Below are 18,554 nucleotides of genomic sequence, written 5' to 3'. Positions count from 1 at the left end.
AGACCTCCATGGAACAACTGCGTTTTGAATTTCCGGCGGGACCGCCTGCCGCGGCCCGCGTGCTCGTCGGCGTCGTGGGCTCGGGCGATCTCGAAGTCCTGGTCGAACCCGGCACCGGCGGCGTCACCACCGTGGATGTCACCACTTCCGTCAACGGCTACGCGCGCGTCTGGGACGCGCAGCTCGCGCGCGTGTTCGCGGCGGAACCGCGAGCATCCATGCAGATCCGCATTCATGATTTCGGCGCCACGCCAGGGGTGGTCGGCATGCGGCTGGCCGAAGCCTTCGAAGCGCTCGGTGCGCACGGACAACCGGAGCAGCCATGAGCACCGCATCCTTGCTGAACCGCGACAGCTTCATCGAACTGGGCGCGCGCGAACGTGCCCGCGCCCTGCTGGACGCCGGCACCTTCCGCGAGCTTGCGGGGCCGTTCGACGGCCTGCATTCGCCATGGCTTGCGCGCCAGGGCATCGTGCCGCAAAGCGATGACGGCGTGATCGTGGCAAAGGGGCAGATCGACGGGCAGCCAGCCGTGGTGCTCGCGATCGAGGGCGCCTTCCAGGGCGGCAGTCTCGGCGAGGTCGGCGGCGCCAAGCTTGCCGGCGCGCTGGAGCTGGCCGCCGAGGACAACCGGCGCGGCGTGCCGACACGCGCCGTGCTGCTGCTCGAAACCGGCGGCGTGCGGCTGCAGGAGGCCAACCTGGGGCTGGCGGCGATTGCCGACATCCACGCGGCCATCGTCGACCTGCGCCGCTACCAGCCAGTGGTCGGCGTCATCGCCGGGCAGGTCGGATGTTTCGGCGGCATGTCGATCGCCGCCGGTCTCTGTACGTCGCTGGTGATGACGCAGGAGGGTCGCCTAGGCCTGAACGGACCCGCCGTGATCGAACAGGAGGCCGGCATCGCGGAATACGATTCGCGCGACCGGCCGTTCATCTGGTCCTTTACCGGCGGCGCGCAGCGCGTGGCCACGGGTTTCGCTGACGTCTACGTCGCCGACGACTGCGCCGCCATGCGCGACGCCGTCGCACGCGAGCTTCGCGCCGCGGCAGCGGCCACGCCCCGCAGCGAGCGCTGCCGCGAAATGCTGGCCGTGCTGCAGGATTATGACGCCGGCACCCAGCCTACGCCGGCTGGCGTGCAGCGCCTCCTTGGCCGTTTCCATCGGGAGTCTGACGCATGAACACCACCGTCCAAACCCTGCCGGAGCAGGACGTGAGCCGTGGCGCGCGCTGGATGCGTGCCCTGGCGCCAGCCGCGTCGTATCGCGATGGCTTCCCGCGCTCCGTGACGGTCGCCGATGGCGAACTGGCCGGCACGCCGGTCCGCTGGATCGCCGTGGTGCCCGATGCGCAGAACCGCTTCCCACGCGCGCGCAATGGCGAAGTCGGGCTGGTCGAGGGCTGGTCGCTGGCCCAGGCCGTACGCGAAGTGGTGGAAGCGGATCGCGATGCCGCGGCCAAGCGCGCCATCGTCGCGGTGGTCGATACGCCGAGCCAGGCCTATGGCCGGCGCGAGGAAGCACTGGGCATCCACCAGTCGCTGGCCGCCGCGGCCGCCGCGTATGCGCAGGCGCGCCTGGCCGGGCATCCGGTGGTGGCGCTGATCGTCGGTAAAGCCATGTCGGGCGCGTTCCTCGCGCATGGCTACCAGGCCAACCGCATCATCGCGCTGCGCGACAGCGGCGTGCTCGTGCACGCCATGGGCAAGGACGCCGCGGCGCGCATCACCATGCGCACGGTCGAGGACCTGGAGGCGCTGGCCGCCACCGTGCCGCCGATGGCCTACGACATCGGAAATTTCGCCACGCTCGGCATCCTGTGGCGGCTGATCGACGTGGCATCGGCCGACGCGCCTCAGCCCGCGGACATCCATCTCGCGCGCGATGCCATCCTGGCGGCACTCGCGGATATCGGGCGCGACAGTGCGCGTGACCTCTCCGGCCGGCAAAACGGCGAAAATCGCCAGGCGTCGCGCGCGGTGCGCGACTGCCTGCGGCGGCAATGGCAAGCCTGAGCACGGCCCGCCCGGCGCCGCACGACCTGCTCTGGCTGGCCGATCCCCGGAGCAGCCTGGCAGGCGTCGCACTGCCGGACTGGGTGTCGCTGGCTGCGCTGGCTACCACGCCGGTGGTCGTGCGCCGCGACGCATGTCGCGCAGATGCCATTCCAATCGGGCTGCGCGGCGCGGTGCGTGCCGAGCGCTTTGGCACCTGGATCGCGCCCGCAGATGTGGCACGCGTGGTCACACCGATGGACATCGCGGCTTCGCGCGCGTGGCGGCGCCCCGAACTCATGGCGCTCGCCGCCATCCGCTCGCTCGACGCGGCTGCCGATGCGCTCGACGCGCGGCACATTCGCTGGGGCGTGGGCGGGAGCGCCGGCTTCACGCTCGCCAGCGGCATCAATGTCCTCCATGCGCAAAGCGACCTCGACCTGCTCGTCTATGCGGACCGTCCGCTGCTGCAGGCCGATGCCGAACTGCTGGCCACGCTGCAGGACGCCGGACCAGCGCAGATCGACATCCAGGTCGACACACCGCAGGGCGGCTTCTCGTTCCTCGAATGGCGGCGCCAGCGCGGCAAGGTCCTGCTGAAGACCTCGCAAGGGCCGAGGATGTGCGCCAACCCATGGCAGCCGCTGCCATGAGCGTGCTGCTGACCTTCCCCGGCCAGGGCTCGCAGCGGGCCGGGATGCTCGCGGATCTTCCCAACCACCCGGCCGTTGCGGCCGTGCTCGCGGAAGCGGCCGATGTCCTGCAAATGCCCGCCGCCGGGATGGATACGCCAGCGCGCCTGCGCTCGACCATCTGGGTGCAGCTTTGCCTGCTGACCGCAGGGGTCGCCATGGCACGCTGCCTGGCGGACGAAGGCGAACAGGCCGATGCTGTCGCCGGGCTTTCGATCGGCGCCTATGCAGCGGCCGTCACGGCCGGCGTACTGTCATTTGCCGACGCGTTGCGGATCGTCCGGCTGCGTGGCGAACTCATGGAGCGGGCTTATCCGCATGGCTACGGCATGACGGCAATCCTGGGGCTGGAGCGCACGCGCCTCGGACCGCTGGTGGCACAGGTCCATGCGCCGCAAAGCCCGGTCTATCTCGCGAACTTCAACGCGCCCGCGCAGATCGTGATCGCCGGCAGCATCGCGGCCATGGAAGCGGTATCGGCCCTGGCGCTGGCGGCGGGTGCGCAGGCGGCCAAACCTGTCGCGATCCATGTGCCTTCGCACTGCCCTCTGCTGGACGACGCTTCCGCCGGGCTGGCGCAAGCCATGGCGGCCGTTGCGCTGTCGCCGCCCCGCCTGCGCTACTTCAGCGCCAGCCTTGCGCGTGAATTGCGCGACCCGCGCCGCATCACCGACGACCTGGCCCGCAACATGGCGATCCCGGTGCGCTGGCACGAGACCATGCTGCTGGCCTGCGCCACCGGCGCACGCGTGGTGATCGAAGCGCCGCCGGGCGATGTGCTGACGCGGCTGGCGCAGCCGGTGTTTGCGGATGGCATCGTCATGGCCGCGGACAGGACGCGCGTGGATACGCTGGCCGCGATCATGCGGCGCGGCCGGCAAATGGAGTGAATCCGCCCGCTCAGGCGTGCCAGTCCTGCAGCGGATGGCAGGTCATGTACCGCGGCGCTTCGCCGATGCCTAGCCGGGCACGCGCGGCGCCAAGGGGTTCGTGGAGCAGGGCCTCGTAATCCTCGGCCAGCAGCCACTTCGCCGCGCGGCCGAGGCGGTAGCCTTCCAGCACCGCACGCGCGAAGGCGAGGCTGCGGGTCACGCGCAGGCTCTTGAGCGACGCCGCCACCGCGATCAGCGCCCAGCCCAGGCCACCGGTCTGCGCATAGCTGAACGCCACCAGCGCGGCCTCGCCCAGGCTCTCGTCGGCGCGGTAGCCGGTCAGCACATGCCAGATGTCGTGGATATCTCGTGTGCGGCGGCCGAACCACATGTAGGCATCTTCCACCAGGGGCTCGCGGCCGAGGTTGGAAACCTCGGCCAGCCCGTCGGCGCTGTAGCCTGTGTGCCGCAGGAAGTCCCGGTACGCGGCGCCCACCGTGCCAGGCGCAAAGCTCGCCACGTAGGCCGGGTCGCACAGCCGCTCCGCCAGTTCGGTGCGCTGGTAGACGAGCCGGCGGCCGTCGGGCGTGCCCAGCAGGCGCGCGAAGTTCTTCGGCATGGACGGCCCGTTCAGCGCGCGCATGATCAGGAACACCTGCGTGGTGTCGTGCCCGTCCGCGAGCAGCTTGCGAATGGCGCTGAACGCGGTGGAGAAATCGCGCTTGTAGGGATCGGGGGCAATCGCGGCAGCCATCGGCGTCTTCCTTTCGAACGTGGTTCAAGGGCACGGACGGTCGGCGTGCCCCGGCCCGGCGTGGTGTCCGGACGGACCTGCGCTACACATTCTCATGTAGCATGCAGCGTCGCATCCACAAAGGGAAATTGCATGTCCGCAACCCGCATCCTCCTGCTCGCGGCCGTGGCGGTGCCATGGCTGGCAGCCTGCGCCACCGGCGCCAACGTGGAGTACCTCGAGGCCCAGGAAGCCAGGCTGATCCACTCCGACGCCAGTGTCGGCGACCTGACGCTGTGCCTGAAAAGCAGGCTCGGGGAAGCGGCCAATATCGTCGCCTACCCGGAACCGGGCAAGGTCGACGTGCGCATCGGTTCCGCCACCCGCGCCGACACGGCCTATTTCTACCTGGTCAGCCTGCGCCAGGCGCAGCAAGGCACGGATGTCGAGATCCGCAGTTCGGGCGAATGGCGCCCGACCATGAGCCCGAGCCGGGTCGCCGGCTGGGTGCAGGACTGCAAGCCAGGCACGGCGCACTGAGGCCGCGCGCGTGACCCGGTCGCCTGACGTCCGGTTCATGCGGTCGCCGACTCGGCATCGCGCAGCCGCGCCGCGGCCTCGCGCACGAAATCCACGCAGGTGCCGGGCGCCGTGAGCGGCAGCATATGCCCGCCGGGCACCATGGCCAGCGTGGCGCCCTCCACCTTGGCGACGAACGCCTCGCCATTGGCCGCCGGATCGAGGATGCGGTCTTCGCGGCCGAAAAGAATGCTCACAGGCCGGCGCAGCTCCGCGTAGCGCGCGACCAGCGGCGCCAGGCTCGGCGCGCCGGCAACCAGGTCTTCCGACGCCGCCACGAAATGGCTCGGCCGCAAGGCCAGCATGCCGCCGCCGCGCATGGCAAAGTCCACGGGCACGGGATCCGGGCCGAAGACAATCTCGAGTACCTCGTCGCGCCGCAAGTCGGACATCGGCACCGCCAGCGTCCATGCCACGAACTGGCGCACCCAGTGCCGCCGCATCGCCAGCGGCCGGAATACCAGCGGAATCTCCTCGGCCGGATGCGTCAGCGGCGCGAGCAGCGCCAGCCCGCCGACCCGGTCCGGATGACCAATCGCCAGCGCCAGCGCAATGGCGCCGCCCAGCGAATGGCCGACCACGAGCGGACGCTCCAGGCCCAGCTTGTCGATCAGCGCCGCCAGCACATCGGCCTGCCCTGCCAGGTCCGCGCGCGCGCCGGGGCTGCGCACGGAATAACCCGAGCCGGGCCGGTCCACCGCCACCACGCGGAAATCGCGCGCCAGCGGCTCGATCATGCCGTAGCCGAAATTGCCGAGCTGGCCCGAAAGGCCATGCACCAGCAGCAGCGCCGGGCCCTGCCCGCGCTCCACCACATGCAGGCGCGCGCCAGGCACATCGACAAAGCGCCCGTCGGGCGGCAGCGCGGCCTCGACACGGCGCACCGTGCGCACGGTGTAGACGAACAGGCAGGCGAACAGCGCCGCCACCGCCAGAACCACGTAGAACAAGATCATCATGGCTGTACCTCGCCGCCGGACAGGCTCACCGGCGTTTCGCGCGGCGCCGGCGCGCCGTGCGGCATATCGAACCGGAGCACGCCGTCGGCAATGCGGCCGTGGCGGAGGGTGAGCATGTCCATGATGTAGTTCTGGTACACGCGCCACGGCCTGCGGTCGCCCTGCCGCGGCAGCACGCCGGCGGCGCGCTGCACATAGCCGGAGGTGAAGTCCAGGAAGGGTGCGGGCTGCACGGCCGCGTCGCGCCGCGGCATGGCCACGCGGTGTCCGCGCCGGTCCATGTACCGCAGCAGCCGGCACACGTACTCGGCGGTCAGGTCCGCCTTGAGCGTCCATGAGGCATTGGTGTAGCCGAAGGCCAGCACCAGGTTCGGCACGTCATTGAGCATCATGCCCTTGTATGCCATCAGTTCGGCCGGAACGCGGGGCTGCCCGTCGACGCTGACGGCGATGTCGCCAAGCATATTGAGCCTGAGACCCGTGGCCGTCACGATGATGTCCGCCGGCAGGATCTGCCCCGAGGCGAGCACGATGCCGCCTTCGGTAAAGCGCTCGATGGTATCGGTGACCACCGACGCGCGGCCGTCGCGGATCTCGCGGAACAGGTCGCCGTCGGGGACCAGGCACACGCGCTGGTCCCACGGCTTGTAGCGCGGCGTGAAGTGCCGGCCGACATCGAAGCCGGGCGCGAGCTGCGCGGCGGCCATGCCGACCATGCGCTGGCCGACCCGCTCCGGCCGGCGGCGCGCGAGCTGGAAAAAGAACATGCCGAGCAGCACGTTCTTCCAGCGCGTGGCCGCGTAGGCCAGCCGTTCCGGCAGCAGCCGGCGCAGCCTGGCGGCAATCGCGTCCTCGCCGGGACGGGTCACGACGTAGCTCGGCGAGCGCTGCAGCATGGTCACGTGCGCGGCGCTGGCGGCCATGGCCGGCACCATCGTGACGGCCGTCGCGCCGCTGCCGATCACCACCACGCGCTTGCCGGCGTAGTCGAGCGAGGCATCCCAGAACTGTGGATGCACGATGCGGCCACGGAAGGTTTCCTCACCGGGAAAGGCCGGCCGATGGCCCTGCGCATAGCTGTAGTAGCCGGCGCACACATACAGGAAGCGCGCGCGCCACTGCTGGCGGCTGCCGTCTCCGGCGCGCTCCACCGTGACCGTCCAGCACGCTTCCTGGCTATGCCATGCCGCGCTGATCACCTTGTGGCCGAAACGAATGTGCCGGGTAATGCCGGCTTCGTGAGCCGTCTCGCGGATATAGGACAGGATCGACGGGCCGTCGGCGATGGCTTTCGCGCCCTTCCATGGCTTGAAGCGGTAGCCGAGCGTGTACATGTCCGAATCCGACCGGATGCCCGGATAGCGGAACAGGTCCCAGGTGCCGCCGATGGCCTGCCGCGCTTCCAGGATGGCGTAGCGCTTGCCTGGACAGCGCTGCTGCAACTGCCGCGCGGCGCCAATGCCGGACAGTCCGGCGCCAACGATCAGGACGTCGAGCAGCGTGTGTTCGGGGGCAGCTTCGGGTGCAGCAACGGTCATGGCGGATTTCCCGGATGCGGTCACTTCTGACACCATAGGTTGTCAGATGCCATCTGACAATAGGGAATGTCATAATGGTCCGATGATGATCGAGCCGACCGAGACACCCGAGACCTCCACCGCCCGCCGCCGCTACCGCGGTGCAGCAGCCGACGAGCGGCGCACCCAGCGCCGTTGCCAGCTGATCGCCGCGGCCATCCAGGTCTACGGCGAGCGCGGCTACCAGAACTCCACGGTCAAGGCGGTATGCGAGGCGGCCGGGCTGACCGAGCGCTACTTCTATGAATCCTTCGCCAACAGCGAAGCCTTGCTGGAGGCTTCGTTCCACGCCGTGACCGACCTGCTGCTGCAATCGATCGGACATGCGGCGCACGAGGCCGGACGCGGGCGCCAGCAGCGCGCGCTGGCCATGCTGCGTGCATACTTCGGCGCCTTGCAGCGCGAGCCACGCTCGGCACGGGTGTTCCTGGTGGAGATCCGCGGCGTCAGCAAGCGCGTGGACGAAGCGCTCGACGCGTCGCTGCGCGCATTCGGCGGCCTGCTCGCACAGGCATTGCTGCCGCCGGGACAGCATGCGGACCCGTTGCTGCTGTCCGGCATTGCCGGCGGCGTGGTCCATATCGCGCTGCGCTGGATCCGCGACGGCTACGCACCGGACGTCGACACGGTAGCCGCCACCGCGCTGCAACTGGCGCTGTTGCTGAAGCGCAAGCCGGCCTGATCTTTTTTTTTGCCTATCCAGCTGTTCCGGCACCGGTGCCGCGGGTCAGGGAGAAGACAGCGGAGCCTGCCTTTACTTTCCCGCGGGCGCCAGTACCAGCAGCGTGGAGGTGCCATGGGCCAGCATGCGGCCATCGGCGGCGAGTACCCGCGCCTCGGCGGTAATGATCTGCCGGCCCTGGCTGACCACGCGCCCCTCTGCGCGGACACGCCCCGTGTCGGCCTTGATCGGCCGGGAGAAGTTGCCCTTGGTTTCGACTGTGGTGTAGCCGGTGCCGGGCGGCAGCAAGGAGTTGGCCGCGCAACCCGTGGCGCTGTCGATCAGGGTCAGGGCCCAGCCGCCATGGACGGTCCCCATCGGGTTGAACAGGTGTGCGCCGGGGTCACCCTCGAATACGGCAAAGCCGTCGCCAACCTCGGTCAGCCAGAAGCCCAGCACCTGCGAAATCGGCGGTTGCGGCAGCCGGCCGTCGATGATGGCCTGCAGGATGGCCTTGCCGCTCATTTCCGCGACCTCGGCAGGGGACGCTACGCCGTAGCGATGACTTGTCATGGTTGTCTCCCGGTGAAAGGGGGTAGGTTACAGGGAGATGTGGAAATGTGTTCGGATGGGGTGTCACAGCACAGCCTGGACCTTCCACTCACCAAAAAAACGCCCGCGCCAGAGAACCACTGGGAGGGCTGGGCGGGCGTTGCAAGCCGTACGATGCGGGGCCGCACGGCTTCGATATCGTAAGCAATAACGGCCAGGGCAACTGCCAACAATTGTGTCTGACCAGTGTCTGACACAGGGGTCAGAGGCGCGGCGCCGGCAAGTGCAGCGTGAACGTGGCACCGGCCCCGGCATCGCTCGCCACACGAATGCTGCCGCCGTGGCGCTCCACCACGGTCTTTGCCAGGACGAGGCCAAGCCCGCTGCCTGCGGGCGCGCCGGGGTCGTGCTCATGCAGGCGCGCGAACGGCTCGAACAGGCGCTGCTGCTGCGCGAGCGGGATGCCCGGACCCTGGTCCGTGACCGCTATGGCATAGCCGCCGGGCTCTGCCCGCAATGTCACCGTCACGGCGGCACCGCGCGGGCTGAACTTGACCGCGTTGCTGACCAGGTTGGCAATGGCGCGCGCGAGCAGCGCGGGCTCGGCGCGGATCACGGCGGGGTCATCGGGCAGGTCCACGTTCAGCGGCACGCCGCGCGCGCTGGCCAGCGCCCATAGCTCGTCGGCGGCATCTAGCACCAGCCCGGCAAGGTCGACATCTTGCAGGGACAGCGGCTGTGTCTCGGCGCGCGCCACGCGAATGAAATCGTCGGCCAGCGACAAGGTGCGCCGGGCATGCGAGTCAATCCGCGCGAGCAGGTCGGCCGACCGTTCGTCGCCGGCCGCGCCGCGGTGCAGATCGATCAGCGCCAGGATCGATGCCTGCGGTGAACGCATGTCATGCGACAGGAAGCGCAGCATCTGCTCGCGCTGGCGTTCGGCCAGGCGGATCGCCGTGATATCGATGAAGCTGACGATCAGCCCGGCCACGGCGCCCTGCTCGCCATGCAGCGGCGCGCCGTGCATCAGGTAACGGCGCTCGTCGCGCGCGGCCAGTTCGATGCCGTCATCTTGCCCGCCCGGCGACGCGCTGCGCGCATGCAGTGCCTGCCAGTACGCCAGCGCCGGTTCGGGGGCGGCAAAGAGCACGGCCATCACCGCGCGGATGTCAGCACGAGCACTGTCGGCCCCGGCATCGGACACATCGCCTCCGCTCCCGGCGCTGTTGCCCAGCACGCCGGGCACCAGCGCCACGCAGCGCCGGTTCGCCAGCAGCACACCGCCTTCCAGGTTGCAGATCGCCGTCGCCTCGGGCAGGCTCTCCAGCCCGTCGGCCAGGAAGCGCCGCAGGTCGTGCAGCCGCGAGCTCATGCGATAGACCGCGCGCATGTGGCTTTCCAGCGTGGCGCCGATGGCGGCGGGTGCGGGCGGCAGTCCGGGCTCGCGCTCATGGCGTGCCAGCTCGTCCGCCAGGAAGCGCAACGCCGCTTCCTGGCGGCGCCAGCTCCACAGCGGATAGAACAGCAGGCAGCCAAGCAGCGCAGCGGATGGCGCGAACCACAGGCGTGCGCCGGCCAGCAGCAGCGGCGGCCCGGCCAGCAGCAAGGCGATGACCATCCCGCTCGCCAGCAGCGCCCCGCGCGGCGTCAGCACCAGCGCCGCCAGCGCGGCCGCCAGCACCGCCAGCATGGCGCACGCCAGTTGCCAGCCCGGCGGCACCGCAACGATGGCGCGATCCTCCTGCAACGTCTGCAGCGTATTGGCCAGGATTTCCACGCCGCTCATGCCGCGCCCGTCGTGCGCCACCGGCGTGGGCAACACGTCGCCCATGCCGGTGGCAATGGCGCCGAACAGCACGGCCTTGCCGCGGAACATCGCCGGATCGGCGCGGCCCTCCAGGACATCACGCGCCGACACCCGCGCGAACGTCCCCGGCGGGCCCGCGAACGGAATCCGCAGCCGGTACTGGCGCTCCCAGCCGAAGGCGTCGACCGCGCTGGCCGCTTCATGCCGATAGGCATCGGCTGGCCGCGGCGCGCCGCCCCACGACGCCATCACCGCCGCCACGTGTGGCAGCCCGGCATATTGCGCGGGTTGCGGCCCTTCCAGCAGGTACACCTGCCGCGCCACGCCATCCGCGTCCACGGTCAGGTTGATGTGCCCTACCCCGGCGCCCAGTCCGGCCAGCGGATAGCGCACCACCATACCGCCCGCCGAGGGTTCGGCTAGCGCGGGCAGTACCACGTTGCCCGCGGCGGCGAGACTGCGGGCGAGCAAGGCATCGTCCTGTGGATAACGCGTGTCGCGCTCGGTCAGGATCACGTCCACGCCGATCACGCGCGGCTGGCCTGCGGCAATGCGGTCCACCAGTTGTGCCAGCACCGCGCGGCGCCAGGGCCAGCGGCCGATGGCGGTGATGCTGGCGTCGTCGATGGCCACGATGACGATATCGTCGCTCGCGGCATGCTGCTGCGCACCGATGGAAAGGTCGTAGATGGCCAGGTCGGCGCGCCCGGCCCAGCCGTAGCGTGCGATCGCCGCCACCAGCGCCAGCACGGCGGCCAGCAGCAAGGCCCACTCGGCCAGCGTACGCCGCCCGAAGGCGGTCCCGGGAGCTTGCCGCCCGGGCCTACCTGAGGCGGACGCCGTCGCCATGGCCGCCCTCGTCGCGGATACCGTTGCCCAGGCGGATCGCGCCGCCCTGCCCGTCGCGCAGGTAGCCCGCAATATCGATGCGCTGCGGCGCGGAGAAGGCGGCCGCGGGCTCCTGGCCGTCTGCCGCCGCGCGTGCGACGCGCACGTAATATGTGCCAGCCGGCGGCCGAGGCAGCGCCACGTCGCTGTCGGCACTGCGCTGGTCCGCCACCAGGCGCGTGAAGGCGGAATCCTCGGCCATCTGCACGCGATAGCCGGCCGTTGCGCTGGCGTCCGCGGGCCAGCCGATGCGCAGGCTGTTGCCGTCATCCTTCAGCGTCGGCACGGGCGGCGCCGGCTCGAGCATGAATGGCACCGCCGCCGACCAGGGGCCGGGCCGTCCGCGCGCGTCCAGCGAGCGCACGCGCCACAGCCATGCCCCTGGCGCAAGCTTGCGCACGGCGTGCTCGGATTTGCCCTGCAGCGTGACAGCCGTGGCGGCAAACCCGGCATCGGCGGACACGGCGAGCTCATAAGACGCAGCGGCGCCCACGGCCGCCCATTCGAACTCGGCCGAGTCGCCATAGCGCACGGTCCCCGCGCCTGGTTGCAGCGTGAACGGCGCCGGCGGATTGAGCCGCACCGCAAACGGTGCCGATGCCGGCTTGCCGGACAGCCTCTGAGCGTCCACCGCGCTCACCGCCAGATAGAGCGCGCCTTCCGGAAGGCCTTCCAGGCCGATATGCGTGTCGGCCGTGTCGCCGGTCCAGACCAGCTCGGTATGCGCAGCGTCGCGCGCAACCGAGACCCGATAGCCCGCGGCCCCTTGCACGGGCTGCCAGGCCACCTCCGTGGCGGGGCCCACTACCGTGTCGGGCAGCGGCTGCAGTGACGGCGCCGGCAGCAGCGCGACCGGCCGTGACAAGCGGGCGCCAGCCACGCCGATACCATAGCCAGCCGTCACCGCGGTCGCGGAGGCCGTGGAGGTCGTTCCTGCGCGCGCCAGGGCGACGCCGACCTGGCCTTCCAGCACTTCGCTGCGGCTGCCGTCGGTATCGGCGGCCACACGGTAGCGCGTGCCCCGCACTCCGGTCACCATCATTGGCGTATGCAGCTCGAAGCGGCCCACGCCGCCACCTTCGGGTGCCACGCGCGTTTCGGCCTGGCCGCGCTCGATGCCAATCACGGTATCGGTCAGGCCCGACTTGCGGAACGTGCGCAGCCGCCGCACCGCGACGGTGGTGCCCGGCGGCAGCGTGACACGCGTGCGGTCGGGCAGCTCCAGCGTGACGGTGCTGCCGGCGGCCGTGACGATGCGCGCGCTCTCGCGCAGCGCCAGGCCGGCGCGCAGCGGCTCGCCGTCGGCCTGTGCCGGCCCGTTGACGAACACCACGCGCGCCGCGCCAGGCTGCTCGGGAATCTGGTCCAGCGGGATGCGCAGGCGCGTGCCCGGTGCGAGCCGGTGCGGATCGGCCACGCCGTTGCGCGCCTGGAGCAGGCGCCAGCCGTCGGCGCTGGCCATGTAGCGCTCGGCCAGGGTGAACAGGTTGTCGCCCGGCTCGACCACGTAGATGAAGTCCGCGCCTTCGGCGCCGGCAGGCCCCGCCTGCGCCGGTGCTGCGGGCGCCAGGCACATGGCCAGGGCCATGCCGGTCACCGCAGCCGCCCTAAGCACGGGGCTCGTCCTCAGCACTGGCTTCTTCGAAGCGGTAGCCGTGCGAATAGACGGAAGTCAACCGCACGCCGTTCTCGGGGCGCAGCGCCAGCTTGATGCGCAGGCGCGACATATGCGTATCGACCGTACGCGAACCCGCACCAATGGCGCGGCCCCACACGGCCTGCTCCACCACGTCGCGCGACAAGAGGCGACCCATGTTGCGGAACAGGAACAGCGCAAGCTCGTACTCGCGCGGCGACACCGTCACGGGCTCGCCGCCCAGCGTGATGGTGCGCGCGCGCGGATCGATGCAGTAGCTGCCGCGGCGGATGAGGTCGGAATCCTGGGTGGCCTCGGGGTAGGCGCGGCGCAGCAGCGAGCGCGCGCGCGCCAGCAGCTCGCCGGCCCGGATCGGCTTGAGCATGTAGTCGTCGGCGCCGACGCTCAGGCCGGCAACGATGTCCTCTTCAGCGGTACGGCTGGTCAGGAACAGGATGGGCGGCATGGGGCCGGACGTCTGGCGCACCCAGCTCACCAGTTCAAAGCCACTGGTATCCGGCAATTGCCAGTCCACCACCAGCAGGTCAAAGGCCTGCTCACGCAGTGCGCGCAGCAGGGCCGCGCCCGTGGCATAGGATTCGCATTCGAATCCCGCCTCGCCCAGTATTTTCCGGATCAGTTCAGCCTGGTCCGGATCGTCTTCCACCGAGGCAATCTTCATCCTCACACCCTTCTGCCTGCTGCGACTGCAAATTGCTTCCGCGATCGTGCGGTCGTGCGTTATTGATCCTCTTTTGATCGCTCCCGCATACAACCACGGGAGCGCGGCTGTCGGGAATGCTCCGCGGCAAGCCTGTCCGAAGCATCGCCACAACCACAATGTTACTCAACCGCGGCTTGCGCCCGGTGTCAGTTGCGCGGCCGCCAGCTCATCGCCCAGGCGTACAACGCCACCAAGGTGCCGAACTGGACGAAGATCGACCCGAGCAGGAAGACCAGGGGATACCACAGCAGCGAAAAATGGAGCAGCGACGACGCAGTCAGCGTGTATTGGAGGGGAACCAGCACGACCAGGTATGCCATGGCCATCGCCGACAGCAGCAGCTTGCGCAGGAAACCGAAGTCCAGCACGTTGTAGATCAGCGCATACAGCCACGGCGTGATCAGGATGACCAGCACCGAAGCCTGTGTCAGCGATGCAATGGACTTGCCGGCATCGTACGGAAAGCTCGCCGGCCAGAAATAGAAGTACGCCTGTGCGCTCGCCTGGATCAGGCCAACCAGCCGCAGACCGTAGGCCAGCGGCAGCGCCCGGCCCGAGGTCAGCCATCGCGTCCCGAACAACAGCACCAGCGTGATCGCCATGCCGCACAGCCACTGCACCGGCGTAGGCAGCGCGGCGTTGGCATGCGCATAGGGCACGGTCCCAAAGGCCGGCAGTAATGCCGGGTCAGCCCGCAGCGACACTTCTGCGCCGAGCGCCACGCTCCAGAACCCGATCATGCGGCGCCACAGGTCCGCCACCCATGGCCAGCCCATGCAGAAGGCGTAGGTCAGGAATGCGGGGAGCAGCAGCACGTCGATCCAGCGCGTCAGCGGAAAGGCCAGCCTGCGCATGGCGCGGTGCTTCTCGAAGCGGTCGCCGCGATAGCCCGTCACGCGCTGCAGGGCATCGCCGCGCGCGGTCGCGGGGCGCCGGGCCTGCTGCGGATTTTGTGGCACCGTGTTGCCGCTCACCGGAAACTCCATCGGAAGCCCAGCTCACCCGCGGTGCGGCTGTAGTTGGGATTGTGGTAGTACTGCGCGCCAATCAGCAGCAACAGCTGGCGGGACACACGTTCGCGCCACTGCACGCTGAAGCTGTAGCTGTCAAAGTCGACGCGTTCCGTACCGGTCGTGAATACCTGGTAGGCCTCGCGGGCATGTTCGGCGCGCACGATGAAGGCGCGTGTCTCGTCGCTGCCGATCGTGGCGGCCACGTACTGGCTCGGGCCGAACACCTGGCCCGGGTTCGCCCGGTTGAAGCGCAGGCCGCCCTCCACCACCAGGGACGGGAAGTACGCCAGCCCGCTCAGCAGCACGCCATGGTCCGAACGCCCGCCGTCCTGGCCTTTCGCGTAGTACGCACCGAGACCGGCAACGAAGCGACGGTCCGGACCAAACTTGCGGTAACCGCTCGCGTCGACGCGCCAGCTCGGGAACAGCTCGCTGCTGCCGGCGCCGGCGCCCACGGTCATGTAGTAGTCCTCGGACAGGTTGCGCGTCAGCGATAGTGCCCCGTACTGGCCGTTGAAGCCGAAGCGGCTCTGGTGGTCCAGTTCGCCCTGCACCACGCCCAGCGGCGTCACGGCCATGCCGCGCACCGCGGCGGCGGTCGCCGAACCGTAGCCGTTCGTCATGCGGCCATCGCCGAACACGACTTCGATCGCGCCCTTTTCCGGCTCAAAGGGCACCGGCAGCGGCTGCGGGATCGCCATCGGCCGCGGCGTGGGAACAGGGATCGGCATCGGCGTTATCGAGGACGAATCCTGGGCCAGGGTGGCTTCTGGCTGAACGGAAGCCGGCTGCACTTCGCCCTGCGCGCGGGCTATGTCCATGGCCAGGGCGGATGCTGCCAGCGAAGCACCCCACACGATTCGATTCCAATACACGCTCAGTTCATCCCAAATAGGCTGTGGTCCCACGGACCCAGGTCATTCCCGACGATCGGTGTGGCGCCATCAGGCGCCCCCCTCCCGCAAGGCGGCTGCAATCACGATCCGGTTCCCGGGGCCCGCCACCACTTTCCAGCTGCTCCCCTGCATCGACACGCTGCCCTGTCCGCTTTCCACGCGTGGCCGCGCATAGCGGTCACTCGGAAACAGCCAGGTCAGGGCGTCGAGCGATTGCTTGTTTTCGGCGGTCACGCGGACATCGTTGCGGTCCGATGCCAGGCGCCAGACGGTCTGCTCGCGCCGCTGCGCGAACTCCGCCATCTGGGTCATCGTGCGCCACTGGAAGCGCTGGCGGGCCTGCTCGGCGTCGGCCGCTTCGAGCAGCGCGTCGATGGCGCGCAGGTAGCGTACCGCCCCGGGCGGATGGAAATAGATCAGGCGAATCTCGCCGGTACCCGCGGCAAAGCGCACCAGCGACGTCAGCCAGTCCGCGATCTCCGCCTCGGGAATACTGGACATGTACGCTTCTTCGATGGTGGAGTACTGGCCATAGGTCTGTACCGGGAAGGACCAGATATGCTCGTCGCGGCGGCCGTTGCGGTATGTGCGCGTCGGGCCCTGGCCGATATTGCCAGTGAAGTAGTAGGCCTTGACGTTGTGCTCGTCGAGCCAGCGCGTAGCCCACTCCGGCTGGTTGCCGGTCGGCGCCGAGTACTCGGTCTGCGGCTTGCCCGTCAGTGCCTGGATGGCATCCGCGTTCTTCTGCAGGTAGACCTCCATCGACGCCTGGTTCTTCTCATTGACATTGAGCCCGAACCAGTCGTGGATCCAGCCGCCGTGGCTGCCGACTTCGTGACCATCGCGCATCAGCCCGCGCACGATCTCGGCGAATGCAGGGTTGTTCGCGAGGTCCACGCCGCGCCCATCGTTGAACTGGCGCTGGTCCGGCCCGGCGGTGATGTGGAAGCTGAATGGACCGCGCTTGAACACGCCATCCTGGATCAGGCTGTCGACGGCGTCGATGCAGATCCGCGCATCGCAGTGCCAGTTCAGCACCAGGCCGCCGACGCCCTGCGGCGCGGGCGACAGCCGCGGCTGCTCCAGCATGCGGCCGGCAAAGTAGTTCAGGAAGCCGTGCAGCAGCACGCCGTCGGTGCGCAGCTTGAGATAGCCGAGCGGCAAGTTGACGAACAGCACGCGGCCCCTGCCCAGTGCGCGCTCGCCGGCAATGACCGACTGGTCCTCGGCCACCATCAGGACCTTGCCGCTGTAGCGACTGCCGGTATGCATGGCAGGGTAGCGCAGCATGTCCTCGCCATAGCCTGACAGCATCGCGCGTCCGTCCTTGACGATCCAGCGGCCAGGCGGAATGTGCAGGTCGATCATGGTCTGCGGGGCGCCATAGACGGTCGCCTGATGCGCGAGGTCGGCGCGCAGCTTCGAGTAGAAGCCATACGGTACGCCGACCAGGTCCGACATCCGCGATCCGCCCTGCTCGTAGAAGCCGTTCTCGTCGAGGATGCCCGCGTCATACACCTGCATCAGCGCGCCGCCCGCCTCGACGAACTGCCGGACCTTGTTGACGAACGCCGTCGTCATCGAACGGTGCACGGTATCGGGCAGGATCACCGCGGAATAGTCGCGCTCGCCGTTCAGGCCATGACGCACGAACTCCGAGGCCGTGACGGTGCTCAGGTGGACGCCCTCTTCGCGCGCGGCATCCATCCACGCCTGCGCGTAGATCCGGTTCCCGGCTGCCAGATTGTCTGGAACCACCAGGACGATGCTGTCGCTTTGTGGCTTGCCGGGCCCTTCGCTGATGCTGCGATACGCCAGCAGGCCACACGCCACGATCGTCACCAGTGCGAGTAAGCCAATGACATGCTTGCGCCACGCGGATACTTTCAACAAGTTCAACCTCATTGCATATTGGGCCCGTCGGCCGTGTCTGGCATGGCATGCAGGAGCCCGATCCGCACGCCTTCCTCCAGTAGATTCCAGCGCCCCTGCGCCCGCCACCCCGCCGATGCCCGCAGCCACGCGGCAGCCGTCTGCCGGTCGCCGGCCTTGTAGGCCGCCAGGGCAATCAGGCCCCACGGATAGTGGTCACTCTTGCCGGCCAGCCAGTCCTCGGCGTGACGGTGCTTCCAGACCGCCCACTGACGCGTCGCCTGTGGGTCGGTGCTTACGTCGCTGAGCCACAGATAGACTGGTGCGACAACATTCGGATAGAACCCGTACAGCGCCGGCGGCAAGGTAGCGTGCGCCGGCTCCAGCGCCACCGCCGGGTCGTAGCCGTAGCTGCGCGCCAGTCCATCGAGCATCTGGCGCTGCGAGGGCAATTGCGACAGCTCGCGCGCGTAGCGCGCGGCCGTGTCGGGCCTCGCGCGCAAGCCGCCCAGCGCGCCGGCAACTTCGACGTTGTCGGCCAAGTACGCCTCGGGCCGGCCGAAGCGCGCGCGGAACGTGGCGCGCTGCGGATCCCACAGGGTCGCGAGGTTCTCCAGCGACCTGCCGCAACTGGCCTCCAGCGCCCGGTCGCCCTTGAGCACCTCGCTGGCCAGTATGCACCAGAACACCGCGAGCGAATCGTCGGCATCTGCCGGGCCACAGGCGACCCATTGCGCGCCTCCACTGCGGCAGATGCGCGGGAACGGCCCGTTTGGCTGCTGGTACGGCAGCAGCCAGTGCGCCAGCGCATCGGCATGCGCATGCACATCCACGCCAAGCCGGTGCGCGACCAGCAGGGCATAGATCGCGGTGTAGGGCTCGACATAGTCGCCACGGGCAAATACGGTCATGGCGCCATTGGCCACCGTGAAGTCTTCGAACATGGGCGTTGCCGGCCTGGTGTCCGCGCCCGCGGCTGTCAACGACACGCCGAGCGCCAGCAGCGTCGCGGCACAGCGCCGTGCCAGCCGGCGTACGCCGCTGGCCGGCGACACGGCGGCGCGGCTGCGGAACGGGTTCGGAAGCCTCGACACGGGG

At 69.3% G+C, this 18,554-nt stretch carries 18 protein-coding genes; 7 read left to right on the top strand and 11 right to left on the bottom strand.

What is annotated here, in order from left to right; translation table 11 throughout:
- The first annotated feature begins 8 nt into the window (after positions 1-8).
- The 5 genes from AC3FNH_RS10315 to mdcH are packed head-to-tail and all read left to right on the top strand — an operon-like array spanning position 9 to position 3,577.
- On the top strand, positions 9-326 hold the full coding sequence (locus tag AC3FNH_RS10315) for a malonate decarboxylase subunit delta (RefSeq protein ID WP_276102277.1): 318 nt from the start codon (positions 9-11) through the stop codon (positions 324-326).
- On the top strand, positions 323-1,183 hold the full coding sequence (locus AC3FNH_RS10310) for a biotin-independent malonate decarboxylase subunit beta (protein ID WP_488719971.1): 861 nt from the start codon (positions 323-325) through the stop codon (positions 1,181-1,183). Before AC3FNH_RS10315 ends, AC3FNH_RS10310 begins: the two co-directional genes overlap by 4 nt.
- A complete protein-coding gene (mdcE, locus tag AC3FNH_RS10305; RefSeq protein WP_488719970.1) occupies positions 1,180-2,016 on the top strand; it encodes a biotin-independent malonate decarboxylase subunit gamma in 837 nt (278 codons plus the stop codon). Before AC3FNH_RS10310 ends, mdcE begins: the two co-directional genes overlap by 4 nt.
- Positions 2,004-2,648 carry a malonate decarboxylase holo-ACP synthase gene (locus tag AC3FNH_RS10300; protein ID WP_488719969.1) on the top strand — a complete coding sequence of 215 codons (645 nt, stop codon included), beginning with the start codon at positions 2,004-2,006 and terminating at the stop codon, positions 2,646-2,648. Before mdcE ends, AC3FNH_RS10300 begins: the two co-directional genes overlap by 13 nt.
- Entirely contained in the window at positions 2,645-3,577 is a 933-nt protein-coding gene (gene mdcH, locus AC3FNH_RS10295; RefSeq protein ID WP_488720067.1) for a malonate decarboxylase subunit epsilon, read from the top strand. Before AC3FNH_RS10300 ends, mdcH begins: the two co-directional genes overlap by 4 nt.
- A 10-nt stretch (positions 3,578-3,587) precedes the next feature.
- Here the strand turns inward: mdcH and AC3FNH_RS10290 are convergent, their stop codons facing one another.
- Positions 3,588-4,313 (bottom strand): Coq4 family protein, encoded by a 726-nt coding sequence (locus tag AC3FNH_RS10290; protein ID WP_488719968.1) that lies wholly within the window; start codon positions 4,311-4,313, stop codon positions 3,588-3,590.
- Between the two features lie 132 nt (positions 4,314-4,445).
- Here AC3FNH_RS10290 and AC3FNH_RS10285 point away from each other — a divergent pair, with 132 nt between their 5' ends.
- Positions 4,446-4,832, top strand: coding sequence for a hypothetical protein (locus tag AC3FNH_RS10285; protein WP_276102283.1), 387 nt, complete (start codon positions 4,446-4,448; stop codon positions 4,830-4,832).
- A 35-nt stretch (positions 4,833-4,867) separates the two neighbouring features.
- On the opposite strand, the gene AC3FNH_RS10280 is transcribed toward AC3FNH_RS10285, so the two are convergent.
- On the bottom strand, positions 4,868-5,830 hold the full coding sequence (locus AC3FNH_RS10280; RefSeq protein ID WP_276102284.1) for an alpha/beta fold hydrolase: 963 nt from the start codon (positions 5,828-5,830) through the stop codon (positions 4,868-4,870).
- A complete protein-coding gene (locus tag AC3FNH_RS10275) occupies positions 5,827-7,404 on the bottom strand; it encodes a flavin-containing monooxygenase (protein ID WP_488719967.1) in 1,578 nt (525 codons plus the stop codon). Before AC3FNH_RS10275 ends, AC3FNH_RS10280 begins: the two co-directional genes overlap by 4 nt.
- A gap of 46 nt (positions 7,405-7,450) precedes the next feature.
- Here AC3FNH_RS10275 and AC3FNH_RS10270 point away from each other — a divergent pair, with 46 nt between their 5' ends.
- Entirely contained in the window at positions 7,451-8,089 is a 639-nt protein-coding gene (locus tag AC3FNH_RS10270; protein WP_488719966.1) for a TetR/AcrR family transcriptional regulator, read from the top strand.
- A 72-nt stretch (positions 8,090-8,161) separates the two neighbouring features.
- Here the strand turns inward: AC3FNH_RS10270 and AC3FNH_RS10265 are convergent, their stop codons facing one another.
- From AC3FNH_RS10265 to AC3FNH_RS10230, 8 genes are all read right to left on the bottom strand, one after another.
- A complete protein-coding gene (locus AC3FNH_RS10265; protein WP_488719965.1) occupies positions 8,162-8,641 on the bottom strand; it encodes a PaaI family thioesterase in 480 nt (159 codons plus the stop codon).
- Between the two features lie 241 nt (positions 8,642-8,882).
- The gene (locus tag AC3FNH_RS10260; protein ID WP_488719964.1) at positions 8,883-11,276 is read right to left on the bottom strand and encodes a CHASE2 domain-containing protein; all 2,394 of its coding nucleotides are present in this window, start codon (positions 11,274-11,276) and stop codon (positions 8,883-8,885) included.
- The gene (locus tag AC3FNH_RS10255; protein WP_488719963.1) at positions 11,251-12,903 is read right to left on the bottom strand and encodes a FecR domain-containing protein; all 1,653 of its coding nucleotides are present in this window, start codon (positions 12,901-12,903) and stop codon (positions 11,251-11,253) included. Before AC3FNH_RS10255 ends, AC3FNH_RS10260 begins: the two co-directional genes overlap by 26 nt.
- Before the next feature lie 19 nt (positions 12,904-12,922).
- A complete protein-coding gene (locus AC3FNH_RS10250; RefSeq protein WP_488719962.1) occupies positions 12,923-13,633 on the bottom strand; it encodes a response regulator transcription factor in 711 nt (236 codons plus the stop codon).
- Between the two features lie 188 nt (positions 13,634-13,821).
- Entirely contained in the window at positions 13,822-14,649 is an 828-nt protein-coding gene (locus AC3FNH_RS10245; protein ID WP_488719961.1) for a hypothetical protein, read from the bottom strand.
- Positions 14,646-15,509: a YaiO family outer membrane beta-barrel protein gene (locus AC3FNH_RS10240; protein WP_488719960.1), complete on the bottom strand. Its 864-nt coding sequence runs from the start codon at positions 15,507-15,509 to the stop codon at positions 14,646-14,648. Before AC3FNH_RS10240 ends, AC3FNH_RS10245 begins: the two co-directional genes overlap by 4 nt.
- A 123-nt stretch (positions 15,510-15,632) precedes the next feature.
- Positions 15,633-17,477, bottom strand: coding sequence for a polysaccharide deacetylase family protein (locus AC3FNH_RS10235; RefSeq protein ID WP_488719959.1), 1,845 nt, complete (start codon positions 17,475-17,477; stop codon positions 15,633-15,635).
- An 8-nt stretch (positions 17,478-17,485) separates the two neighbouring features.
- A complete protein-coding gene (locus AC3FNH_RS10230; RefSeq protein ID WP_488719958.1) occupies positions 17,486-18,550 on the bottom strand; it encodes a hypothetical protein in 1,065 nt (354 codons plus the stop codon).
- Positions 18,551-18,554: the final 4 nt, after the last annotated feature.

It is taken from the genome of Cupriavidus sp. 22TCCZM01-5, from assembly GCF_057798915.1.
Note: the sequence above shows the minus strand (reverse complement) of the source record. Positions and strands in the feature narration are given on the sequence as shown.